General features: G+C 69.6%; 16 protein-coding genes. 4 read left to right on the top strand and 12 right to left on the bottom strand.

The window, feature by feature from the left end:
* Window positions 1-12: 12 nt before the first annotated feature.
* From PU630_RS02185 to PU630_RS02175, 3 genes are read right to left on the bottom strand one after another with little or no spacing between them, the layout of a single operon-like run.
* Window positions 13-2,514 carry a glycoside hydrolase family 3 protein gene (locus tag PU630_RS02185; RefSeq protein ID WP_275278723.1) on the bottom strand — a complete coding sequence of 834 codons (2,502 nt, stop codon included), beginning with the start codon at window positions 2,512-2,514 and terminating at the stop codon, window positions 13-15.
* Window positions 2,511-4,817 (bottom strand): alpha-xylosidase, encoded by a 2,307-nt coding sequence (yicI, locus tag PU630_RS02180; RefSeq protein WP_275278722.1) that lies wholly within the window; start codon window positions 4,815-4,817, stop codon window positions 2,511-2,513. Before yicI ends, PU630_RS02185 begins: the two co-directional genes overlap by 4 nt.
* The gene (locus PU630_RS02175; protein ID WP_275278721.1) at window positions 4,814-6,826 is read right to left on the bottom strand and encodes a beta-galactosidase; all 2,013 of its coding nucleotides are present in this window, start codon (window positions 6,824-6,826) and stop codon (window positions 4,814-4,816) included. The genes yicI and PU630_RS02175 overlap by 4 nt, the downstream gene beginning before the upstream one ends.
* Window positions 6,827-6,913: 87 nt before the next feature.
* Here PU630_RS02175 and PU630_RS02170 point away from each other — a divergent pair, with 87 nt between their 5' ends.
* Genes PU630_RS02170 through PU630_RS02160 form a run of 3 tightly spaced genes read left to right on the top strand, consistent with a single transcriptional unit; the run spans window position 6,914 to window position 10,898 of the window.
* Window positions 6,914-9,325 carry a glycosyl hydrolase family 95 catalytic domain-containing protein gene (locus tag PU630_RS02170; RefSeq protein WP_275278720.1) on the top strand — a complete coding sequence of 804 codons (2,412 nt, stop codon included), beginning with the start codon at window positions 6,914-6,916 and terminating at the stop codon, window positions 9,323-9,325.
* The gene (locus PU630_RS02165; RefSeq protein ID WP_275278719.1) at window positions 9,319-10,290 is read left to right on the top strand and encodes a LacI family DNA-binding transcriptional regulator; all 972 of its coding nucleotides are present in this window, start codon (window positions 9,319-9,321) and stop codon (window positions 10,288-10,290) included. The genes PU630_RS02170 and PU630_RS02165 overlap by 7 nt, the downstream gene beginning before the upstream one ends.
* Window positions 10,291-10,292: 2 nt before the next feature.
* On the top strand, window positions 10,293-10,898 hold the full coding sequence (locus tag PU630_RS02160; RefSeq protein WP_275278718.1) for a YesL family protein: 606 nt from the start codon (window positions 10,293-10,295) through the stop codon (window positions 10,896-10,898).
* Between the two features lie 180 nt (window positions 10,899-11,078).
* Here the strand turns inward: PU630_RS02160 and PU630_RS02155 are convergent, their stop codons facing one another.
* From PU630_RS02155 to PU630_RS02135, 5 genes are all read right to left on the bottom strand, one after another.
* Complete coding sequence (locus PU630_RS02155) at window positions 11,079-12,728, bottom strand: type 2 periplasmic-binding domain-containing protein (protein WP_275278717.1); 1,650 nt, start codon at window positions 12,726-12,728, stop codon at window positions 11,079-11,081.
* 135 nt (window positions 12,729-12,863) lie between these two features.
* Window positions 12,864-13,784, bottom strand: a complete 921-nt coding sequence (locus PU630_RS02150; RefSeq protein WP_275278716.1) for a carbohydrate ABC transporter permease — start codon at window positions 13,782-13,784, stop codon at window positions 12,864-12,866.
* A gap of 13 nt (window positions 13,785-13,797) precedes the next feature.
* A complete protein-coding gene (locus PU630_RS02145; protein ID WP_275278715.1) occupies window positions 13,798-14,784 on the bottom strand; it encodes an ABC transporter permease in 987 nt (328 codons plus the stop codon).
* 235 nt (window positions 14,785-15,019) lie between these two features.
* Window positions 15,020-16,480: a glycoside hydrolase family 43 protein gene (locus PU630_RS02140; protein WP_275278714.1), complete on the bottom strand. Its 1,461-nt coding sequence runs from the start codon at window positions 16,478-16,480 to the stop codon at window positions 15,020-15,022.
* A gap of 5 nt (window positions 16,481-16,485) precedes the next feature.
* Window positions 16,486-17,922 carry a GH1 family beta-glucosidase gene (locus PU630_RS02135; protein WP_275278713.1) on the bottom strand — a complete coding sequence of 479 codons (1,437 nt, stop codon included), beginning with the start codon at window positions 17,920-17,922 and terminating at the stop codon, window positions 16,486-16,488.
* 219 nt (window positions 17,923-18,141) lie between these two features.
* Here PU630_RS02135 and PU630_RS02130 point away from each other — a divergent pair, with 219 nt between their 5' ends.
* Window positions 18,142-19,107, top strand: a complete 966-nt coding sequence (locus tag PU630_RS02130) for an acetylxylan esterase (RefSeq protein WP_275278712.1) — start codon at window positions 18,142-18,144, stop codon at window positions 19,105-19,107.
* A gap of 147 nt (window positions 19,108-19,254) precedes the next feature.
* Here the strand turns inward: PU630_RS02130 and PU630_RS02125 are convergent, their stop codons facing one another.
* The 4 genes from PU630_RS02125 to PU630_RS02110 all read right to left on the bottom strand — a co-directional run bounded on the left by PU630_RS02125 (window position 19,255) and on the right by PU630_RS02110 (window position 24,659).
* Window positions 19,255-19,893, bottom strand: coding sequence for a response regulator (locus PU630_RS02125; RefSeq protein WP_275278711.1), 639 nt, complete (start codon window positions 19,891-19,893; stop codon window positions 19,255-19,257).
* Complete coding sequence (locus PU630_RS02120) at window positions 19,893-21,056, bottom strand: histidine kinase (RefSeq protein ID WP_275278710.1); 1,164 nt, start codon at window positions 21,054-21,056, stop codon at window positions 19,893-19,895. The genes PU630_RS02125 and PU630_RS02120 overlap by 1 nt, the downstream gene beginning before the upstream one ends.
* A 145-nt stretch (window positions 21,057-21,201) precedes the next feature.
* Entirely contained in the window at window positions 21,202-24,012 is a 2,811-nt protein-coding gene (acnA, locus tag PU630_RS02115) for an aconitate hydratase (RefSeq protein ID WP_275278709.1), read from the bottom strand.
* Window positions 24,013-24,170: 158 nt separating this feature from the next.
* Window positions 24,171-24,659, bottom strand: coding sequence for an Lrp/AsnC family transcriptional regulator (locus PU630_RS02110; RefSeq protein ID WP_275278708.1), 489 nt, complete (start codon window positions 24,657-24,659; stop codon window positions 24,171-24,173).
* Window positions 24,660-24,708: the final 49 nt, after the last annotated feature.

Below are 24,708 nucleotides of genomic sequence, written 5' to 3'. Positions count from 1 at the left end.
GGGCGCGCTGCGTCAGCGCACGGTCAGGTCCACCGAGACCGGCAGCGCGTCGGCCGACGGGCCGGCCGCGAGGCGGTACGTGCCGGGCTGTACGCGCAGCGCGCCGGCGTGCAGCCCGTCATCAACCGCTCCCGAAACCCGCGCAGCGTCGTCCCACACGGCGAGCCGCTCGACGGCGAACCGCAGCGACACGTCACGGGCCTCACCGGGCTCGAGCCGCACGCGCTCGTAGGCGACGAGCAGGCGCCGCGGGGTCGGGATGCCGAAGCCCGAGGACACCGAGTAGAGCTGCACGAGCTCCTCGGCCGCGCGCGACCCCGTGTTCCGCAGGCGCACGGTCGCGGTGACCACCTGCTCGTCGCCCCGCGGCGCGAACAGGGGATGCCGCAGCGTCGGCGCGGGCGCATCGACGGACGCGGCATCCACCGTCACCGACTCGTATTCCACGGTCGTATATCCCAGCCCGTGCCCGAACGCGAAGGCGTACGGCGCGGGCTGGTGCCGGTAGGTGGCCTGCTGGCGCAGCGTGTCGTAGTCGAACAGGTCGCCGGCCTGGGCGGGGTCGGCCGGCCACGACTGGGCCAAACGCCCCTCGGGCTCGCGGTCGCCGCTGAGCACGTCGGCGACGCCGTGGCCGAGCTCCTGCCCACCGTGGCTTGTCCACACGACGGTCTCGGCTTCGGCGACGCCGGGGCCGAGCACGTACGGAAAACTCGAGACGATCGTCAGCACGCTGCGCGGGTTGGCCTCGCGCGCCGCCCGCCACACACTCACCGCCGACGCCGGCAGATACAGGTGCGGGCGGTCTTCGGTCTCGCGGCCCGACAGGTGCGGGTCGTTGCCGACAGCGACGATCACGGCGTCGGCTGCGGCCGCGGCATCCGCCACCGCCTGCGCGCCCGAGCGCACCACGCGCACGCCGAAGCGGGTGGCGTCGGCGACCGTACGCGCCTCGGCCAGCAGCAGCCCGCCGCCGAGGGCCACCCGCACCCAACGCCCCGAGCCGATGTGCAGCAGCGACCAGCTGCCGTCGGTGTGCACGTGGGCGCGGAAGCTCTCCTGCACGACCCAGCCGCCGACGCGGTCGGCATCGGCGTGCATCGGCCAGGTGCCCCCGGTGAGCAGCTTGTCGCTCGCCTGTGAACGGAGGGTCAGGATGCCGTCGCCCCAGTCCGTGACGTCCCAGAGGGAAGCGGCATCCGCTGTGGTCCCCGAGGTGTCGACGACCGAGCCGTCGGCGTTCGCGGCGACGTAGCCGCCGTCGGGCGCCGTCAGCACGACGGTGTCGGCACCGGTCACCGTGGTCACCTGCGCGTGCGGATACCGGTCGGCGAAGCCCTGCGCGATGCCGACGGAGTACGGCGGGGTGCCCGCGTACCAGTCGGTGAGCACGGCGTCGGCCATGGGTCCCACCACCGCGACACGCGTGGGCTCGGCCAGCGGCAGCACCGCGGCGTCGTTGCGCAGCACGACGACCGAGCGGGCGACGGCCTCGCGGGCCAGGTCGCGGGCTCCGGGCGCGTCGATCGCGTCGGCACCGATCGTGCCGAAGGGGTCGTCGGCCCCGTCGAACTCGCCCGTGCGCAGCCGCAGCTCGAGCAGGCGCAGCACGGCCTGGTCGATGTCGTCGGTCGTCAGCAGCCCCTGCTCGAGCGCCTCGCGCACGTGTGTGATCGTCGGGTTCGCGTCGGCGTCGTGGTCGGTGAACGAGTCCATCCCGCCACGGATGAGCGCAGCCGCGCCGTGCGCGTGGTCGGGCTGCGCGTGCTGCAGCGACACGACGAAGGTCGGCGCCCCGGCATCCGACACGACGGCGATCGACTCGTCACTCCACGTGCGCGCCTCGCCCACCAGTTCGGGCTGGGTGTGGGCGGGGATGCCGTTGACCCGGTTGTACGCGAGCATGATCGCGCCTGCGGCCTGCGTCTCGAGCGGCTCGCGGAAGGCTGCCAGCTCTTCTTCGTGCAGGGTGCGCAGCGACATCTCGGACGACGTGGTCGACCGGTCGGTCTCGTTGTCGTAGGCGAGGAAGTGCTTGAGCGTCGGCACGGTCTTCCACACCCGCTCGTGGTCGCCGCGCATGCCGCGCGCGTAGGCCGCGCCGAAGTGCGCGGTGACGTGCGGGTCTTCGCTGTAGCCCTCTTCGTTGCGGCCCCATCCCGGGTGACGCAGCGTGTTGACCACCGGCGCCCACACGTTCAGGCTCACCAGCGGGTTCTCGGCGTGCTTGGCGCGCACCTCGGTGCCGGTCACATCGCCGATGCGACGCAGCAGTTCGGTGTTCCAGGTCGCGGCCATGCCGACCGGCTGCGGGAACACGGTGGCGCGGCCGAGCCAGGCGACGCCGTGCAGCGCCTCACAGCCGGTGTGGAACTCGGCCATGCCGAGCCGTTCGATCGCTGGCTGCCTCTGGTGCAGCATGGCGATGCGCTCGTCAGGCGAGAGCCTGCCCAACAGGTCGCGGGCACGGTCGGGCAGCGGGGCGTGGATGTCGCGGAACAGTTCGTCGGTCATCGGGCGCTCTCCTGGATCGTGATCGTCAGTTCGCCGGCGACGGGGGCCGACACGGTCTTCTCGCCGACCTGCAGCGACCAGGCGGCGCGCGCATCGTCGGTGGTGGCGGTGATGGTCTCGCCGGTGCGGCACACGCGGAAGGTGGTCGCCGGGCCTTCGTACCCGGGCACGGTGATCGTCTGATCGAACCCGTCGGGCAGCGCGAAGCAGCGCAGCGTGACGCCGTCGGCCCACTCATAGTCGGGCCGGTCGTCGACCGCACCCCACGGCAGCACCGTACCGGGGCGTACCCGCAGCGGGAGGGAGTCGTAGCCGTGCGTCTCAGTCAGCCAGCGGCATCCACTCGCCACATCGCCGTGCAGGAGCGACGCCCACTCACCCTCGGGCACGTAGTACTCGGCGTGACCGTCGGCGTCGAAGACAGGAGCCACCAGCAGCGCGTCGCCGAGCATGTACTGCGTGTCGGCGTCGAAGCCCGAGCGGTCGTCCGGGAACTCCAGCACCATCGGTCGCATCATCGGGATGCCGTCGGTGTGCGCCTCTTCGGCGACCCGGGCCAGGTACGGCATGAGGCGGAGCTTCAGGTTCGTGAACAGGCGGGTGACCTCGACGGCCTCCTCGTCGAACTCCCACGGCACACGCAGTGATGACGAGCCGTGCAGGCGCGAGTGCGAAGAAAGCAGTCCGAATGCCACCCAGCGCTTGAACAGGCCCGCATCGGGGGTGCCCTCGAAGCCGCCGATGTCGTGGCTCCAATAGCCGAAGCCGCTCATCGCCAGCGACAGGCCGCCGCGCAGGGTCTCGGCCATCGACAGGAAGGTCGAGTCGCTGTCGCCGCCCCAGTGCACGGGGAACTGCTGCGTGCCGGCGGTCGCCGACCGGGCGAAGACGACCGCGTCACCGGCGCCCCGACGACGCTCGAGCGCGCGGAACACGGTCTCGTTGTACAGCCACGGATAGTAGTTGTGCATGCGCTCGGGGTCTGAGCCGTCGTGCCAGGCCACGCCCTCGACGGGGATGCGCTCACCGAAGTCGGTCTTGAAGCTGTCGACGCCCTGCTCCATGAGCCGTTCGAGGTGCGCGACGTACCAGTCGGCCGCCTCGGGGTTGGTGAAGTCGACGATGCCCATGCCGGCCTGCCACATGTCCCACTGCCAGACGCTGCCGTCGGTGCGGCGCAGCAGGTAGCCCTTCGAGGCCGCCTCGGCGAACAGCGGCGAGCGCTGCGCGATGTAGGGGTTGATCCAGGCCGAGACCTTGAGCCCGCGTTCGTGCAGGCGGCGCAGCTGCCCGTCGGGGTCGGGGAACGCCCGCTCGTCCCAGGTGAAGTCGACCCACTGGTACTCGCGCATCCAGAAGCAGTCGAAGTGGAACACGCTCAGCGGCAGGTGGCGCTCGGCCATGCCCTCGATGAAGCCGGTGACGGTCTTCTCGTCATAGCTCGCGGTGAATGAGGTCGTAAGCCACAGGCCGAACGACCACGCCGGCACGCGCGCGGGGCGCCCGGTCAGCGCGGTGTAGCGGCGCAGCACGTCTTTGGGCTCGGGCCCGGCGATGACGTAGTAGTCGAGCTCCTCCCCCGGCACCGAGAACTGCACGCGCGAGTTGACTTCGCTGCCGACCTCGAACGAGACGCGCCCCGGGTCGTCGACGAACACGCCGTAGCCGCGGCTGGAGACGTAGAACGGCACGTTCTTGTACGACTGCTCGCTGGAGGTGCCGCCGTCTTCGTTCCAGCTGTCGACGGTCTGCCCGTTCTTCACGAAGGCACCGAACCGCTCACCGAGCCCGTAGATGCGCTCGCCGGGCTCGATGCTCAGCTGCTGATGCACCCACGTCGGGGCGATGGGGGTGCGCAGCTCACCTGTTCCGGTCATGTGGCCGATCGACCGCGGCAGCGAGCGGGTGAGCACCCGACCGCCCTCCTCGACGAAGTCGACCTGCCACGCGCCCGAGCGCGCCACCCGCACGCTGAGCGGCCCCGCCTCGAGCACGCCGTATTCGTCGTCCACGCGCAGCGTCGGGCGGTATCCGGGCTCGTCGTGCACGGTGAAGTCGGGACCGGGATGCACGCCGCCGGCGTGATGGTCGAGGTGAACCTTGACCACCCCGGGCGCGGGCGACGAGAACTGCACGGTCAGCATCGGGCGGTTCAGCGTGTCGCCCCGGTCGCGGATCTTCGCGGTGGGCGCGTACACGGTCAAGGTGCCCGCGGTCTCGTCGATGCGGATGTCATCGACCTCGACCGCGTACAGCGGTGTGAGGGTCGGCTTGGTCAGCCAGTAGCCATCGGTGAACTTCACCGGTCCTGCCTTTCGATCAGCACTCGTGCATCGTCGGGCGCGACGGCCACGACGGATTCGGTCTCTTCGCCGGTGAGCAGGTCCACCAGGCCCGGCGGCACCGGCACCTGCACGGCCTGCTCGCCGTGGTTGAGGAGGAAGAGGGCGTCGCCGCGGCGCACGGCCTCGACCCCTGTGGGCAGCGTGCTCACGCCGGGAACGGGACGCGGGAGGGATGCCGCGGCCTCGCCGAGCACGGCATCCAGGGTCACATCGTCCACGACGGCTCCCAGATACCACGCCGCCCCCGTGCCGCGAGCGTTGCGGGTGACGGCGGGCAGACCGGCCAGGGGCCCCGACGCATACGTCGCACGCACTTCGGCGCCGTCGCTGCGCAGCCGCTCGCCGAGCGTCGAGGCGGTGGCGTCGGAGTAGCCGTCGAGACGCACATCACCGATCGCGCACCACTCCTCGCCGCTCGCGCCGATCAGCTCGCGCAGCAGCGCGGGTGAGCGTCCGGTGCGCACGTGCCCGTTGTCGTCGGACACACCGCTGAACGTGCCGATCACCACCTGCGCACCGGCGTTGGCCGCGGCGGTGAGGGCTGCTGCGGCATCCGGCTCGATCACATACGCGTGCGGCACGAGCACCAGCGGGTATGCCGACACGTCGGCGCCCGGCGCCACGAGGTCGGCCGCGAGCCCGCGACGCCACAGTGCGCGGTACCAGCGGGTGATCTCGGCGACGGTGTCGTGCCGCTCGGTGGGCAGCGCGGGCTCGGATGAGGCCCACCACGACGCCCAGTCGAAGACGATGGCGACCGGCGCGTCGATCCGGGCGCCCACGACCGGGCGCAGCCGGGCCAGGTCGGCGCCCTGGCGCACGACGCCGCGGAACACCTCGGTGTCGGCACCTGCATGCGGGAGCATCGCCGAGTGGAAGCGCTCGGCGCCGGCCCGCGACTGCCGCCACTGGAAGAAGCAGATGCCGTCGGCGCCGCGCGCCACCGCCTGCAGCGAGTCGAGGCGGGCGCGCGCCGGAGACTTGGGCGGGTTGTGCGGGCGCCACGAGACGGCGCTGACCGCCTGCTCCATGAGCAGCCAGGGCCGTCCGCCGCCCAGGGACCGCATGAGGTCTTGCACGAGCGCGATGTCGGCGGGCGAGGTCGGCGATGCCGGATCGGGGTACTGGTCGTCGGCGATCACGTCGACGTCATCGGCCCACGAGCGGTAATCGGCGTGGGGGAAGAAGCCCATGAAGTTCGTCGTGATCGGCTGCGTCGCCCCCGCCGCGCGGATAGCGTCGCGCAGCTCGCGATAGCAGGCGCGCAGCTGGTCGGACGTGTAGCGGCGAAAGTCGACGGCCTGCGTCGGATTGACGACGTAGGGCATGCGACGCGGCGGGGTGATCTCGTCGAAGTCGCTGTAGTGCTGCGACCAGAACGTGGTGCCCCACGCCTCGTTGAGCGTCTCGATCGTGCCGTAGCGCGCACGCAGCCAGAGCCGGAACTCGCGCTCGGCCTCGGGGCCGTAGTCAAGCTGCCCGTACTCGTTGCCCACGTGCCACATGCGCACAGCGGGGTGTTGCGCGTACCGCGCCGCGAGGTCGCGGGTGATCGCCAGCGCGTGCTCGCGGTACACGCGCGAGGCCGGGGTGAACTGGTTGCGGGAGCCCGGCACGAGCCGCACGCCGTCGCGGTCGACGGGGAGGGTGTCGGGATGCTGCGCGCCCAGCCACGGCGGCGGGGAGGCGGTGGGAGTGGCGAGGTCGACGGAGATGCCGGCGTCGTGGAGCAGGCCGAGGATCTCGTCGAGCCAGCCGAACTCGCGCGCACCCGGCTCGGGCTCGATCACGGCCCAGCTGAACACGCCCACCGTGACGAGGTTGACGCCGGCCGCGCGCATGAGCGCGACGTCTTCGGCCCACACCTCGCGGGGCCACTGCTCGGGGTTGTAATCACCGCCGAAGCAGATGCCGAGCTCCGCGGTGAGTGCGGCGAAACGGGCGGGATCGCGCGTCGTCGATGACATGGGCTCCAGCTCTGGGTCGAGGGTGGTCGTCGGCAGTGTTCCGTAACTGTCGAAGCGTTTCAACAACCAGACCATATACTAGCTTTTGTGCCGCTGTCCACGCCGAGCCGTGATGCTCTCTTCGCCGTCCGCTACGCGCGTGCTGCACACACCTGGACCGATGCCCTTCCCGTCGGCAACGGCACCCGCGCAGCCATGTGCGGCGGGCGCCCCGGCGGCTTGCGTCTCTGGCTGAACGACATCACCGCGTGGTCGGGACCCGCCTCCGCCGACCCGCTCGCGGGCGTGCAGGATGCCGGCCCCGAAGCCCTCGCTGCCGGGCGCGACGCGATAGCGCGCGACGACCTCGCCGAAGCCGAACGTCTGCTGCAGCGGCAGCAGACCTCGTGGGTGCAGGCGTATCTGCCGCTGGCGCACCTCGACATCGAGGTCGCCGGCGCCGCTGCCCGGGAATGCCGCCGCGAGCTCGATCTGCGAACCGGCATCGCGACCCTCGCATACACGGCGGCCGGGGCATCCATCGTTCACGAGACCTGGGCCGACGTGCCCTCGGGCACCCTCGTGCACCGCATCACCGCCGATGCCGCGGTCGCCGTGACCGTGACGATCGACAGCCTGCTGCGGGCCGCGCGCGCCCCGCGCGAGGTCGGCGGCGACGTGGTCGCCGAATGGATGCTGCCGGTCGACGTCGCACCGGGACACGAGCACCCCACCGAGCCCGTGCGATACGACCCCGCGCACGGACGGACCGGCGCGGTGGCGATCCGCGCGCAGTCGGGCCCCGTCGCACTCACGCCCCACAGCACCGGCGCATCCGTGCCGGAGGCAGACGGGCGCCTCGTCGACGATCGCCTGCAGCTGCCGCCGGCGCGCACGCATCTGATCGTGATCGGCACGGCGACCTCGCCGTCTCTGCCCGGCGGGCCGGACGACGGGCGGGATGCCGCCACCCGCGCCCGCGCCGTGCTCGACGCCTTCACCCCCGCCGCCCCCGCGACTGCACACGAGCCGCACGCCGCGGCGCACGCCGCCCTCATGGACCGCTGCGCTCTCGACTTGCCCTCCCCCGCCGACGCCGCCGAGATCGACACCGACGAGCGCGTCGCGCGTGCGCTGGAGCGCCCTGATCCCGGGCTTGCGGCCCTCGTCTTCCACTACGGGCGATATCTGCTGGCGGCATCCACGCGCGACAGTCCCCTACCGCTGACGCTGCAGGGCCTGTGGAATGCCGAACTGCCCGGTCCGTGGTCGTGTGCCTACACCACGAACATCAACCTGCAGATGGCGTACTGGCCGGCCGAGACGACGGCACTGCCCGAGTGTCACGAGCCGCTGCTGCGTTTCGTCGAGCGCGTCGCGGCCACGACCGGTGCCGACGTCGCCCGACGACTGCACGGGGTGGACGGCTGGGTGCTGCACCACAACACCGACCCGTGGGGGCATGCGGCGCCGGTGGGCGCAGGCCACGGCGACGTCTCGTGGGCGTTCTGGCCGATGGGGGGCGTCTGGCTGGCGCTGCACCTCTGGGACCGATTCGCATTCGGCGGCGACCTCGACGCGCTGCGCACCCGCGCCTGGCCCGTGCTCGAGGCGACCGCGCGCTTCGCGCTGTCGTGGATCCAGACGGACGGCACCCGCGCGTGGACGAGCCCGTCGACTTCACCGGAGAACCGCTTCGTCGAGAACGGCGCGGTGTATGGCGTCGGCACGACCTCGACCATGGACGTCGCCCTGTTCCGCGAGCTGGCGTCGGTGTGCCGGGATGCCGCGGCCGCCCTCGGCCGCGACGACGTCTGGGTCGACGAGCTGACGCGCGTGGTGGCGCTGCTGCCCACCCCCGCCGTCGGCGACGCCGGGCGCCTGCAGGAGTGGAACCCGCCCCGCGCCGACGAGGACCCGCACCACCGGCACCTCTCGCACCTGGTCGGGCTGTTCCCGTTCGCGCAGATCACGCCCGAGCGCACACCCGAGCTGGCCGAAGCCGCCGCGGCGACGATCATCGCGCGCGGTCGCGAGTCCAGTGGTTGGGCCCTGGCATGGCGGGCTGCGATGTGGGCCCGGCTCGGCGACGGCGAACACTTCGCCGAACAGCTCGCCCTGTCACTGCGTCCCTCCTCCGGCCCCGCCGAGAACGGTGACAGCGGTCACCGCGGCGGCTTGTATCCGAATCTGTTCAGCGCGCACCCGCCGTTCCAGATCGACGGCAATCTGGGCGTGACCGCCGCGATCGCCGAAGCCCTCGTGCAGTCGCACGACGGGACGCTGCACATTCTGCCCGCGCTGCCGGCCGCCTGGCCCTCCGGGTCGGTGCGGGGGCTGCGCGCCCGCGGCGGGGTGACGGTCGACGTCGACTGGGCTGGCAGCCGGGCTCGTCGGGTCCGCCTCTCAGCCGCCCGACCCATCACAATGGAGGTGCGGGTTCCGGGCTGGGGCCACCGCCGTCTGACGCTTGCGCCGGGCGACCCGCTGACCATCGATTCGAGGGAGACCGCATGGTGACCATCGCGGACGTCGCGCGGGCCGCCGGCGTCTCCATTTCGACCGTGTCGTACGTGATGAGCGGCAAGCGCACCATCTCGCAAGAGACACGCGACCGCGTCGCCGAAGCTATTGCCGATCTGGAATACAGCCCGCACGCGAGCGCCCGCTCACTCGCCTCGCGGTCGACCAACGTCATCGGCCTGCAGGCGCCACTGCGCGCCGGGGTCGACGTGCACGTGGTGATGCAGATCGTGGCGGGCATCGTCACCGAGGCGCGGTCGCTGCAGTACGACATCCTGCTGTTGACCAGTGACGATGCATCGGGCCTGAGCCACGCCGCGCGCGCCTCGATGGTCGACGCGCTGCTGGTGATGGATGTCGAATCCGACGACCCCCGCATCAAGACGCTCGAGGGGCTCGACGTGCCGAGCGTGCTCATCGGGCTGCCGGCCGGTGCCGATGGTCTGGTCTGCGTGGACTTCGACTTCGAAGCCGCGGGGCGGCTGGCCGCCCACCGGCTCGCCGAGCTCGGTCACCGCCGCGTCGCGTTGTTCGGCGCACCCGCCGAGGTGCTCGAGCGTCACACCTCCTACGCCGACCGCCTCGTGCGCGGATTCCTGTCGGCGTGCGACGAGCTCGCCCTCGTCGGCAGCGTGCACGCCTGTCCGACCGGGGCCGAGTCGACCCAGGTCGTCGACGCGGTGCTCGCCGCCGAACCGAGCCTCAGCGGCATCCTGATCCACAACGAGGGCGCGCTGCCGCACATCGCCGCGCACCTGGCCTCGAGCGCGCACGAGCTCGGCGTGATCGCGCTGTGCCCGGCCGAGATCGCGCAGACCGTGTCGGGCCTCGCCGACAGTATCGCGATCCCCGCCGAGGGCATCGGCGCGGCCGCCGCCGACGCGCTGCGCGGCCTGCTCGCAGGCGAGCAACGCGAGAAGGTCGTGCTGCTGCCGCCGGTGCTGGCGTCAGCGGGGGCGTAATCGTGCCGATCGATCCGGGCGGCAAGACCGCGCAGGGGGTTACGACGTTCCTCGCGTTCGTCGCCCTCAATCTGCTGTACCTGGTCACCTGCCTGCCGGTGGTGACGATCGGTGCGGCGACCTCCGCCCTGTATGAGGTGACGATCCGCTTCGCCGACGACGAGAGCGGCCATCCGCTGAAGGACTATCTGCCCGCCTTCGGCCGCAACTTCGCGCGTGCGTCGCTGGCTTCGCTGTGCCTGCTGCTGCCGGCACTGCTGCTGGCCTACAGCGTCGTGTTCTGGTGGGCGAACCCCGGTGCGCTCAGCGGCATCGCCGCCGTCATCGCGGCCATCGCGGCGCTCTACCTGTTCATCGCATGGATGTACGCGATGGCCCTGGTCGCCTGGTTCACGACGCCGCTGAAACAGACCCTCAAGAACGCGCTGCTGCTGCCCGGTGCCGAACCTTCGCGCACCTTCGGGCTCATCCTCATCCCGGTCGCGCTGGTGTGCATCACGCTGCTGTTCCATCCGTTCGTGTTCATCCTGCTCACCGTCGGGTTCTCGGTGGGTGCCTACGCCACGGCGTTCCTGTTCCGATCGGTGTTCTCCCGCCACCTTTCGTGAGGTGGATGCCGCGGCTTGCGGCATCCCGCATCGTTACTGTCCCCCCTCCCTTCTCTCCCCTCTCCCCTGCTCCACCTCGGCGGGCCCACGCGCGGGCCGCCACCTGCGTGCACAGCGTCGGACCGCACGCACGACGAAGGGCCCGGAGCGCCTGCGCGCTCCGGGCCCCCGTGTCGGCGGTCAGCCGAGCTTCTTGGCGACGTCCACGCGGGCCGTGTTCTGGGCCTTCGCGTTGTCCATGTCGACCTTGAGCACCTTGTCGAAGCCCAGACCGTTCGCCTTGGAGATGAGCTCCTTCTGCAGCGAGTCGAACTGGGCGTCGTTCTTGGCGAACGACATCTTCCACGAGTACTGGACGATGACGGCCTTGATCTGGTTGCGCAGCGTCTGGATCTCAGAGCTGTCGGTCGGCGCCGTGTAGCTGGCACCGGGCGCAACCAGGAGCTGGTCGTTCTTCTTCAGGTAGTCCATCGTCGAGGTGGCGTCGTCCATGTGCGAGGACCAGTCCTTGCTCAGTGCAGTGGACGTGAGCTTCTGGTACGACGGCCAGAACTGATAGTTGTACGGGTAGCCCGTCTTCTCGTCGACGTCGTTGGGCAGCACGAGGCTGACGTTCAGCGTCGAGACGCCGTCGGTGTAGTCTCCACCGCCCCACTCCGCAGGGACCGTGCCCTTGCCATCGATGAAGACCTGCTTGCCGAAGTCGGTGAGCGCCGGCTTGCCGTCGCTGGCGACATCCCAGGTCAGGCCCTGCGGGCCCGCAGCGGCGCCGGTCTGGCTGCCGTTGGAGTACGTGCCCTCCTGCGAATACAGCCAGTTGATGAAGGCGGCGATGCGCTCCGGGTCCTCGGCCTTCGAGCCGATCGACAGCACCTGCTTGCCGCCGTAGGCGGACGCACCGTACGAGAACACGTCCATGTCCTTCAACGGGGCGATCTCGAAGCCGCGCCCGGCGGTCGTGTTCGCCTCGGTGTTGTAAGCCGACTGGCCGAGCCAGGGCCACCACGAGAACAGGACCTGGCCGTTCTGGTACTTCGAGAACAGCGTGTCGTAGTTCTGCGTCGTCGACTCGGGGTCGACCAGGCCCATCTTGTTGGCGTCGTAGAAGAACTTCAGCGTGCGCATGTACTGGCCGTTGGGGTCGATGATGCTCTGGTAGTCCGATCCGTCGGCCTTTGCCAGCACGAAGCCGAGCTCGTCGTACCCGTAGTACGTCGTGGGCTGCTTCGCGTTGTTCATCATGTTGCCGTCCCAGTCCTTGAACAGGGAGAGGGCGTAGACCTTCTTGCCGTTGGGCGCGGTGGGCTCAAGGTCCTGCATCTGCTTGAGCACCGGCAGCAGGTCTTCGAGGGTGTTCACCTGCGGGTAGCCGAGCTTCTTGTACAGGTCCCAGCGCAGGTACGGACCGAACGTCGGGTCGAGGCCCTCCGACGACTGCGTCGGCTTGATCGACGAGACCTGGGTGGGCAGGGCGTACACGCCGTCCTTGCCCTTGTTGACGTAGTCGACCGCCGCCTGGTATTTCGAGACGTTCTTCATCGCCGGGTAGTACTTCGAGAGGTCCTGCACGAGCCCGCCCTGGACGAGGTCATCGAGCTTCTCACCCTGATCGGTGATGATCAGGTCGCCCAGGTCGCCCGCGGCCACACGCGTGTTGTAGAGCGTGTCGCCACCGCCGGCGACGTTCGGGGCGATGATGTTCAACTTCATGTTGAACTTGTCTTTGACGATCTTCGCGAACCACCCCTTCTGCATGCCCATGTAGTTCGCGAGCCCGTCGAAGACGTCGATCGTGATCTCCTTGTCCCACTTCGCGGGGAAAGAGCTCACTGCCTTTGTGTCACCCGTGGACGACCCGCCTCCGCTGCAGGAGGAGAGGAGTCCGGCGGCGAGGAGCGCGACGGCCGCGAAGGCCACCTTCCTCTTCAGCTTCATTGCATTCCTTTCTGGTGGGACCGGCCGCAGTCAACCCTTGACGGCGCCCAGCATGATGCCCTTCACGAAGAAGCGCTGGAACAGGGGGTAGATGAAGATGATCGGCAGCACGACGATCACCGAGACCGTCATCCGGATGGACGTCGGGGTCTGCGAGGTGGCGGCCGAGATGATCGACGACAGGTCGCCCCCGGAGTTCTGTGCCGCCTGGGCGAGGCTGTTGGCCTGGTTGATGAACATGTACAGCAGGTACTGGAGCGTGTACAGGCTCTGGTCGGTGATGTAGATCAGCGTGTCCTGGAAGCTGTTCCACTGCGCGACGGCCGCGAAGATGGCGACGGTCGCCAGGATCGGCGTCATATTCGGCAGGTACACGCGGAAGAAGATCTGCACGATGTTCGCGCCGTCGACCTCGGCGGCTTCCTGGAGCGACTCGGGCATCGATTCGACGTAGGTCTTCACCAGGATGATGAAGAACGGCTGCACGATGAACGGCAGCACGTACACCCAGAAGTTGTTGGTCAGGCCCAGCGTCTTCATGATGATGAACACCGGGATCAGGCCCGCGCTGAAGTACATCGTGACGATGATGAAGCGGTACCAGAACTGTCGAGCCCACATCTTGCTCTGGGTGAACATGAAGCCCAGGAACGCCGACGCCAGCACGGTGGCGGCGGTGCCGATGACGGTACGGCCGAGGCTGACCACTGCCGCGAGCGGCAGGCCCTGCAGGTGGAACACCTCTTTGTAGTTGCCCAGGTGGAAGCCGACCGGCCACCAGCGCACATCGCCCAGCGCGGACACGTCGTTGGCGCTGACCGAGTTGATGATCAGGTAATAGAAGGGGTAGGCGCACAGGAAGACCAGCAGCAGGAAGACCCCGTAGTTGATGATCGTGAAGATCATGTCGCCGGCCCGGCGATTGCGTACCCCGGCAGAGACGGTGCTCATCGTTCGCGACTCCTCAGACGATCGATGCGCCGCGAACGCGCTTGGCGATCGCATTGACGGTGAACAGGAGGATGACCGAGATGACGCTCTTGAGCATGCCGATCGCGGTCGCCATCGACAGGCTGTTGCCGGTGATGCCGATGTTGTAGACGTACAGGTCGAGCACCTGGATGTGTTCCTTGTTGAACGCGTTCTGGAACACGAAGTACTGCTCCATGCCGTTGTTCAGCAGGTTGGCGACCGACAGCAGCAGCAGCACGAGGTAGGTCGGCATGAGCTGGGGGATCGTGATGTACCACATCGTCTGGAAGCGGCCGGCGCCGTCGATGCGCGCCGACTCGTACAGCGACTGGTCGATGCCCGAGATAGCGGCGAGGTAGATGATCGCTCCCCAGCCCAGGCCCTTCCAGATGCTCCAGAGGGTCATCGTGAGCCAGATGTGCTGGTCGGTGTCGAGGAATTTGATCGGGGTCGAGATGAGGCCCCAGTCGTTGAGCACGCTGTTGACCAGGCCCGTGCTCGAGAACAGCGAGAAGGCGATCATGTAGACGAGCACCCACGAGATGAAGTTCGGCAGGGTGGTCAACGTCTGGACGGCATTACGGAACCACGGGGTGCGCACCTCGTTGAGGAACACCGCGAAGCCCAGCGGAAGGATGGACGTCGCGATCCCGAGGAAGCTGATGGCCAGGGTGTTCAGCAGCACCTGGCCGATCTCGGCGAGCTGCGTCGGCGAGCTGACCAGCATCCGGAACCACTGCAGCCCGACGAACTCGCTGCCCGACAGACCCAGCGCCGGCTTGTAGTCGAAGAGCGCGTAGATCCAGCCGTACAGGGGGAAGTACGAGAACAGGAACACCAGGACCAGGAACGGGACGATGCACAGGAACATCCCGATCGACTTGCGCGACGGCCTGCCGCGCCGGCGGGTGGGCTTTGCGCCCGTCGGCTCGATGCCGGCCGCGGCCACCTCTTGGACCATGGCCGTCTGAACCGTCATCGGGCGATCACCCGCCCATCGCCTCGAGGGCTCACTACTCGCATCTCACTCCTTCGTGCGTTCGGGATCGTGCCGCCGGGCATCGGTCCGCAGCCGTGTCCGACAGTCTCGGGAGAGCTGACTGTCGAACCGCTTCGATTACGGCTTGGAATAAAGAAACCACGCGCCCGGCGATTCGTCAACTCTTGGCGCGTAACGCCGTCATAACGATAGAGAGCGCTCCCATAACGTGCCATCAGCTCGGCACCTCCGGCGCGTAGCGCGCCTCGGTGAACCGCACTGGGCCGCCCTCGGTGCGCAGACCGATGACGCGACCGACGAATCCCCCGGCGACCTCCGTAGACAGGTAACGTCCGTCGAGGCGTACGAGGGGGTGGATGCCGTCGGCATCGGCCACCTCGAAGACCAGGTCGTCCGGACCGCCGGTGGTGGCGGCATCCGCCCGCACCCGCAACTCGATCGCGCCGTGCGCCACCAGCGGCATGTCGGCCGCGAACTCCTGCGACACCGACCCGATCCGCGCGTGCACGACCGGCCGCCCGCCGGTCAGCCGCAGCTCGTACCAATGGCGCTCGTCCATCCGCACACGCAGGGCCGCGCCGTCGCGGGCTTCGGTGACAGCGGCGAAGCGCCAGTACGGATCGCGAGCGCGCACGCCGAGCAACGCCGGCGCACCGCCAGGCGTCTCGACGGCCCGCAGCGTCACACCGTCGCCGACGGTCGCGATGTCAGCGGGGGCGGCACCGGGAGAGATCCAGCGCGGATGCAGCGTCTCGAACCGGTCGACGAACGCCGTGGGCGCCGCGGGGATCTCGTACCGGTCCGTGACCACGACCGGCCAGTCGTCGACCCAATCGACACCCGCGAGGAATGTCTCACGCCCGTTGACGTGGAACAGCGGCGTCGCCCCGCGCGGACGCACCCCGAGGTAGACCATCGCCCAGGTGCCGTCAGCGAGCTCCACCACGTCGGAGTGGCCGGTGTTCTGCACAGGAAAGGTGGTGCTGCGCCGGGTGAGGATCGGGTTCGCGGGACAGAGTTCGAAGGGGCCGGATGCCGCGGGCCCTCGCGCCACGCTCACGCAGTGCCCGCGCTCGGTCCCGCCTTCGGCGAACAGCAGATACCACCACGCACCGCGACGGAAGACGTGGGGACCCTCGGGGTAGGCCAGGCCGGTGCCGGGCATGATCGAGCGCGGGGGCCCGATCACCACACCCTGCTCGAGGTCGACGGGCACCTGACCGATGCCGGGCACCTCGGGCGTGTTCGAGCTGTAACTGATCAGGCAGGTGCCGTCGTCATCCCACGCCAGATCGGGGTCGATGCCCGGGATGCCGGTGATGACGCGCGCCGGCTCCCACGGCCCCTCGATCTCGGGCGCCGAGGTGACGAGCTGCCCGGGTGCGCCCGACACGTTGGTCGTGATCATCCAGAAGCGCCCATCATGGTGGCGCAGTGTGGGCGCGTACACGCCGCCGCCGGCCGCGGCATCCCCCGCTGTGAAAGCCGGGTCGCCGTCGAGCGCGTGCCCGGCCTCGCGCCAGGTGACCAGATCGCCGCTGCGCCAGAGCGGCACACCCGGCGAGTACTCGAAGGATGAGTTCGCGAGGTACAGGGTGTCGCCTGCGCGACAGACGCTCGGGTCGGGAAAGAAGCCCGGGATGATCGGCGTCGTCGCCGCATCGCGCAGACCCATCGCCGTCACTCCGGGATGACGCCGGTGGTGGCCAGTCCCCGGAACCAGTGCCCGGAGTCCTTGACCGTACGGGTCTGGTCATCGAAGTCGACACGCACCACGCCGAAGCGCTTGGCGTAGCCATAGCCCCACTCGAAGTTGTCGAGCAGCGACCAGACGAAGTACCCGCGCAGGTCGACGCCGTCTTCGATCGCACGGTGCGCGGCGGTGAGGTGCCGGCGCAGGTAGTCGACCCGCTCGGCGTCGTGCACGCCGCCGTCGCCCGAGACCGCGTCCTCGAACGCGGCGCCGTTCTCGGTGATCATCAGCGGCTGCTCGGGGAACCGGTCGCGCAGCGTGTGCAGCAGTTCGAGCAGTCCGTCGGGCGCGATGTTCCAGTCCATGGCCGTGTGCGGGCCCGGCTGCGGCAAGAACTCGACGACGTCGTCGCTGCCGGGCCATGCCGTGCCGCCGTCGGCGGGCTTGTGGCCGTCGTTGCTCTGCCGCGGGGCGTCGCCGCTCCACAGCCGCACGGTGTTGGTGGAGTAGTAGTTCACGCCCAGCACGTCGATCGGCTGGTGAATCTCGGCGAGGTCGCCGTCGCGCACGAACGACCAGTCGGTGAGCGCCGCGGTGTCGGCGATGAGGTCGTCGTCGTAGACGCCGCGCAGCATGGGGCTCGTGAAGACGCGGTTGCCGACGGCGTCGATGCGGCGCACGGCCTCGGCCTCGCCGCGCGCGACGTGCAGGTTGAGCGTGACCGAGTACTCGGGCGAGCCGGTCGAGGTCGCGCGCAGCGCCTGCAGCGCACGACCGTGCGCGAGGTTGAGGTGGTGGGCGGCGGCCAGCGATGCGGCGGGCTCGCGCCGGCCCGGCGCGTGGCCGCCCTGGCCGTAGCCGAGGTAGGCCGTGCACCACGGCTCGTTGAGGGTCGTCCAGGTGTGCACGCGGTCGCCGAGCGCGGCGCCCAGCACCGACGCATACTCCGCGAAGGCATCGGCGGTCTCGCGCGCCGGCCAGCCCCCGGCATCCTCCAACGTCTGCGGCAGGTCCCAGTGGTACAGCGTCGCGACGGGGCGGATGCCGCGCGCGAGCAGGCCGTCGACCAGACGCGAGTAGAAGTCGATGCCCGCCTGGTTGACTGCGCCACGGCCGGTGGGGATGATGCGTGGCCAGGCTATCGAGAAGCGGTAGGCACCCAGACCGAGATCGGCCATCAGGTCGAGGTCGGACTCCCAGCGGTGGTAGTGATCGCACGCGACGTCACCGGTGTCGCCGTTCCAGACCTTGCCGGGCGTGCGGCTGAACGTGTCCCAGATCGAGGGGCCGCGGCCGTCCTCGTTCGCGGCACCCTCGACCTGGTACGAGGCCGTGGCCGAGCCGAAGGTGAAGCCTGTCGGAAAGCGCAGGCCGCTGTCTCGGAAATCCGCACTGCGGATCTGGGGCGAAGCGTCGGTGCTCACTGGTCTCCCGTTCGTCACGTCGATGTCCGCGTTCTTCCGGGTCCTCTGCGGCACCGTGAGTCGAAACGCTTCGACTTAGATTAGGGCCTCCCCGCCCGTCGCGCAAGCGCCCGCCCCTCCCGATCGTCGGGCGCCGGGACGCCGGGCGCCTCAACGCCGGGATGCCGCGGCACGGCGCCCGTGCAGAGACCCGTGCCCGCATCGTGTACGTTGGCGGTCGTGCCGTTGACAGATCTTCCGCTCGCAGACCTCCGCACCTACCGGCCCGACGTGGCCGAGCCCGATGACTTCGACGCGTTCTGGCGTCGCACTCTGGAGGAGGCCCGGGCCGCGGCATCCGATCCGGTCGTCGTTCCGGTCGATTCACCGGTCACCCAGTTGCTCATCGAAGACCTCACGTTCAGCGGCTTCGGCGGCGACCCGATCCGCGCGTGGATCACCCGGCCGCGCACCGACGAGCCGCTCCCGGCGGTCGTCGAGTACATCGGCTACAACGGCGGGCGCGGCGTGCCCGGCGAGCGTCTGCAGTGGGCGGCGGCCGGTTACGTGCACATCCTCATGGACACCCGTGGGCAGGGCAGCGGCTGGGGCACCGGCGGCGACACCCCCGACCCGCACGGCTCGGACGGCGCCGTTCCCGGGTTCATGACGCGGGGCATCCGGCAGCCCGACACGTACTTCTACCGCCGTGTGTTCACCGACGCGGTGCGCCTGATCGACACCGCCGCGGCGCTGCCGTTCGTCGACGCCACCCGCATCAGCGTCTCCGGCGGCAGCCAGGGCGGCGGCATCACGCTGGCCGCGGCGGCGCTGCATCCGGCCGTGAACGCCGCGATGCCCGATGTGCCGTTCCTGTGCCACTTCCGCCGCTCGGTGGAGATGACGCCCGACCACCCGTTCCTGGAGATCGAGCGCTACCTCGCGGTGCACCGCGCCGAGATCGCGCAGGTGTTCGAGACGCTCTCGTACTTCGACGGCGTGAACTTCGCGCGACGCATCGCGGCCCCGGCGCTGTTCTCGGTCGGACTCATGGACGGCATCGTGCTGCCCTCGAGCGTCTTCGCGGCCTTCAACCACTGCGGCTCGCCCGACAAGCAGATCGAGGTCTACGAGTTCAACGGCCACGAGGGCGGCCAGACCGAGCAGTGGCTGCGCCAGGCCCGCTGGCTCGCCGAGCGGGTCTGACCCGCGGCATCCCCTCCCCCGCCTCCCACCGGTGAGAGTGCAACTGGTCGCCGAAAGATAGGGAAGCAACCGCTTCTTCGTCCACCAGCTGCACTCTCACCGTTCGGGAGGAGCCGCGGGAGCGACGGGATGCCGCGGCGCGGCGCGTCAGGCCAGGCCGTGCTCGAACGCGAACACGACCAGCTGCACGCGGTCGCGCAGCGCGAGCTTGGTGAGGATCCGGCTGATGTGCGTCTTCACCGTCGCCTCGGAGAGGTACTCGCGCGCCGCGATCTCCGCATTCGAGAGCCCGCGCGCCGCGAGCGCGAAGATCTGCTTCTCGCGCTCGGTGAGGTCGTCGAACGACGGCGGCACCGGCTTGGTCGCGGCATCCATCGTCTGTGCGAACAGCTCGCGGGTGGCGGATGCCGCGATCACGGCCGAGCCCGCATGCACGGTGCGGATCGCCGCCAGGAGGAACTCGGGGTCGGCGTCCTTGAGCAGAAAGCCGCTCGCCCCCTGGCGGATCGCCCGCGCGGCCGCCTCGTCGAGGTCGAAAGTGGTGAGCATGACGATGCGCGGCGCGTCGTCGTCGCGCAGCAGCTCGGCGGTGGCGGTGAGGCCGTCCATCGTGGGCATGCGGATGTCCATGAGCACCACGTCGGGCTGCGTCGCGCGCACGACGTCGACCGCCTCGCGCCCATCGGCCGCCTCGCCGACGACCTCGAGGTCGGGCTGAGAATCGATCACCATCCGAATGCCGGCACGAAACAACGCCTGGTCGTCGGCCAGCACCACGCGGATCATCAGGCTCCTCCGATCGGGATGCCCGCACGCACCACGAATGCGCCGGCTTCGGCTCCGGCATCCAGTGTGCCACCCACCAGCAGCGCGCGCTCGCGCATTCCGATGAGCCCGTGCCCGTGCGAGCCGGTGCCGGGTGCGCCCGGCGCCGCAGGAGCGGCCAGAGCGTTGCGCACGATGACATCGACGCGGGCGGGATGCCACGCCAGGCCGACGTCGACGGGTCCGGGGGCGCCGTGGCGCAGCGCGTTGGTGAGGGCCTCCTGCAGAATGCGGTAGACCGCCAGCTGCACGGCCGCGGGCACGTCGCCGCGCGGCGCCGGATCGACCGTGACCCGGATGTCGAGCCCCGCGGCTCTGATCTGACCGAAGAGCTCGTCGAGGTCGGCGATCGTGGGCTGCGGGCCGTCTTCCTGGCTGTGGCGCAGCTGCCCGAGCAGCAGACGCACATCGGCGAGCGCAGAGCGCGCGGTGGACGAGATGGTGCCCAGGGCCGCCGACTGGGCGGCGGGGTCGGATGCCGCGGCATACCGCGCACCGTCGGCTTGGGCGATCACCACCGCGAGGGAATGCGCGACGACGTCGTGCATGTCTCGCGCGATACGGGTGCGCTCCTGCTCCGCGATCGCCTCGGCCCGGGCGCGCTGCTGCGCGACCCGGTCGACGCGCGACCGCCGGGTCGCCCGCACGAGCGCGCCGGCCGTCCAAGCCAGCAGGAATGCGAAGATCGCGGCGATCACGATCGCCACCACCGTGCTCACTCCTGCCATCGTGAGCTCGATGTTGCCCGGCGCGATGTACAGGTACAGCACGGCGACGATGGCACCGGCGATCGCCGAGCCGAACCCGAACCAGAAGACCGTGATCGTGCCGTAGGCCGCCGCGGTGTAGAGCACGGCGAACACGGCCAGCGATGCCGGGCCCGGCACGCGGCCGAACGTCATCTCGACGATGGCCCCGAGCCAGGCGATGCCCAGGGCGAGCCCCGGCGCCATTCTGCGCAACGCGAGCGCGGCGCCGAAGACCACGCCCGCGAGCAGGCCGATCGGCACGCTCCACCACTGCGCGGTGTTCACGCCGATCTCGGCCGGCGCCGTCACCAGCGCGAACAGCACCGCGATGATGACGTCGATCACTATCTGATACGACTGGAGCGAGCGGAACACACGTTCACGCTACGGGAGCGATGGGCCCGCGGCATCCATCCCCGGATGTATTCGATGTCGGTCCCGCGTCTCGCAGCTCCGCCCCGGCGTCGAGGTCTCAGCTCCCCGCCCGCACCTCGCTGCGCTCACGCGACGACCGGAGAGCTCACGCCTCCAAGCGCTGACGCAGCACGTACTGGAGGATGCCGCCGTGGCGGTAGTACTCCTCCTCGGTCGGAGTGTCGATGCGAACGATCGCCGTGAACTCGCGCGCCTCGCCACCGTCGGGCTCGACGCGCACCGTCACCTCGTGGGGAACATGCTCCTGCCCTTCAATGCCGCTGACGGAATACGTCTCGGTGCCGTCGAGCCCGAGCGACTCCGCGTTCTCCCCCTCACGGAACTGCAGCGGCAGCACGCCCATGCCGATGAGGTTCGAGCGGTGGATGCGCTCGAACGACTCGGCCAGCACCGCCTTCGCCCCCAGCAGCAGCGTGCCCTTGGCCGCCCAGTCGCGACTCGACCCCGACCCGTACTCCTTGCCGGCGAGCACTATCAGCGGGGTTCCCTCGGCCTCGTACGCCTCTGACGCTTCGTAGATGGTCGTCTGCTCGTCGCCCGGCAGCACCCGGGTGAAGCCGCCCTCGACACCGGGCACCAACTGGTTGCGCAGCCGGATGTTGGCGAACGTGCCGCGGATCATCACCTCGTGGTTGCCGCGCCGCGATCCATACGAGTTGAACTGCCGCGGCTCGACGTCGTGGTCGGTGAGGTACGTGCCCGCGGGCGAGTCGCGCTTGATGGTTCCGGCCGGCGATATGTGGTCGGTGGTGACCGAGTCGCCGAGCTTGGCCAGCACCCGTGCGCCGGTGATGTCGTGCAGCGCGTCGGGCTCGACGCCCATGCCGTCGAAGTACGGGGGCTTGCGCACGTAGGTCGACGAGTCGTCCCAGTCGAAGCGGTCCCCTTCGGGCACCGGCAGCGAGTTCCAGTTCTCGTCACCCGCGTACACGTCCGAGTACCCCTCGGTGAACATGCGCGCTTCGACGCACGAGTCGACGACCTCCTTGACCTCCTTGCCGGACGGCCAGATGTCCTTCAGATACACCGGCTGCCCGTCGCTGTCTTCGCCCAGCGGGTCGCGCGTGAGGTCGACGTGCATGGAGCCGGCGAGCGCGTAGGCGACCACGAGCGGGGGCGAGGCGAGGAAATTCATCCGCGACTGCTGGTGGATGCGGCCCTCGAAGTTGCGATTGCCGCTGAGGACGGATGCCACGGTCAGGTCGCCCTCGTCGACCACGGCGCTGACCTCATCGGGCAGCGGACCGGAGTTGCCGATGCACGTCGTGCACCCGTAGCCGACGAGATTGAAGCCCAACTCGTCGAGGTACGGGGTCAGCCCCGACCGTTCGAAGTAGTCGGTGACCACGCGCGACCCGGGGGCCAGCGAGGTCTTCACCCACGGCTTGGACTTCAGCCCCTTCTGCACCGCGTTGCGGGCCAGCAGCGCCGCGCCGATCATCACCGACGGGTTCGATGTGTTCGTGCACGAGGTGATCGCGGCGATCACGACGTCGCCGTTGTCGACCTTCGTCTCATGCCCGTTCATGGTCAGCTGCTGCGGGTTCGACGGCCACTGCACCGTCTCCTCGGCGAGGTCGCGGTCCACCACGGCGCCGGCGGGCTCGAACATGTCTTCCTCGCCGAGGAAGGGATCCGATGCCGGGAACGTGTCGTCGATGGCGTCGTCCAGCGCCGTCAGCGCCGTGACGTCGGCCGACGGGTCGGCCAGCAGATGCTCGACGGTGTGCCGCGCGAGCGCGAGCGGGATGCGGTCCTGCGGGCGCTTGGGGCCGGCGATCGACGGCTCGATGGTGCCGAGGTCGAGCTCGACGATCTGCGAATACTCCGGTTCGCGGTCGGGGTCGTGCCACAGGCCCTGCTCCTTGGCGTACGCCTCGACGAGCGCGACGCGCTCGGGACTGCGGCCGGTGAAGGTGAGGTAATCGATGGTCTCCTGATCGATCGGGAAGATCGTGATCGTCGACCCGTACTCCGGGCTCATGTTGCCGATCGTGGCGCGGTTGGCCAGCGGCACGTTCGCGACGCCCGGGCCGAAGACCTCGACGAACTTGCCGACGACCCCGGTCTTGCGCAACAGTTCGGCGACGGTGAGCACCATGTCGGTGGCGGTCACGCCCTCGCGCAGCTCGCCGGTGAGCTTGAGCCCGATGACCTCGGGCAGCAGCATCGACACCGGCTGGCCGAGCATCGCCGCCTCGGCCTCGATGCCGCCCACACCCCAGCCCACGACGCCCAGGCCGTTGACCATCGGTGTGTGCGAGTCGGTGCCCACGAGCGTGTCGGGGTAGGCCTGCGGCATCCCCTCTCCGTTGTCATCGGCGCCGAACACCACTCGCGCCAGGTACTCGAGGTTGACCTGGTGGCAGATGCCCGTGTCGGGCGGCACCACGACGAAGTCGTCGAAGGCGTGCTGCGCCCAGCGCAGCAGCTGGTAGCGCTCGCGGTTGCGCTCGAACTCGAGGTCGGCGTTGATCTTCGCCGACTGCGGGCGGCCGAAGCTGTCGGCGATGACGGAGTGGTCGATGACCAGCTCGACGGGGATCAGCGGGTTGACCTTCTGCGGGTCGCCGCCGAGGTCGTCCATCGCATCGCGCATGGCGACGAGGTCGACCACGCACGGGACCCCGGTGAAGTCCTGCAAGAGCACGCGGGCGGGCGTGAACTGGATCTCGGAGTGCCCGACGTCTTTCGCTTTCCAGTCGGCGAGCGCACGCACCTGATCTGCGGTGACGGTGACACCGTCTTCATTGCGCAGCAGGTTCTCGAGCAGGATCTTCAGGCTGTACGGCAGCCGTTCACTGTTCGGGATGCTGCGCAATCGGTAGATCTCGTACTGCTTGTCCCCGACGGTGAGCGTGTCTTTCGCTCCGAAGCTGTCTTGGCTGTTCGTCATCGATATCGCCTCCCGGCACGAGCAATCGGCGCGCGCCGTGCCCGGCGTGGCCGTGACCTACTGCCCATCATGCCGCGGTTTCGGGGCCTTCGGCCACCCCCTGCGCATTCGGGCGCCGGCGCCTCGGCCCACGTCTCCCCGCGAAACCGAGGAATCGCTCAGAGACCGGGAGGGGTGGATGCCGCGGGCACAAGCGGCCGGTACTCGTAGAAGGTCTGCAGCGCGATCGTCGTGCGCGTGCGCACGGAGGCTGCCTGGCGGATCTGGCCGATGAGCCGCTCGAGCTCGCGCGGCGAGGCGACACGCACGAAGAGCATGTAGCTCGCCTCGCCCGCTATCGAGTGGCACGCCTCGATCTCGGAGAGCGGCTCAAGCAGCTCGGGCGCGTTGTCGGGCTGGGCGGGGTCGAGCGGCGAGATCTCGATGAACGCGGCCAGCGGCTTGCCGACGGCCTCGGGGTCGACGGTCGGTCGGTACCCGGTGATCACGCCGCGCGACTCGAGGCGGCGCAGGCGCGCCTGCACGGCCGAGATCGACAGGCCGACCTGCTCTGCCAGCTGGGTGAGCGTCGCCCGCGCATCGAGCGAGAGGGCGGCGATGATGCCCGTGTCGACGGCGTCGAGGGGTTCGGGTTTCGCATCCACCATGGCCGTAATATTATCGGTGTGACGGCAGTATCGCCGTAAATATTCCAGG

Source organism: Microbacterium horticulturae (genome assembly GCF_029094505.1).
Taxonomy (GTDB): domain Bacteria; phylum Actinomycetota; class Actinomycetes; order Actinomycetales; family Microbacteriaceae; genus Microbacterium; species Microbacterium horticulturae.
The sequence above is the reverse complement of the archived record's forward strand: the minus strand, read 5'-3'. Positions and strand labels throughout refer to the sequence as shown.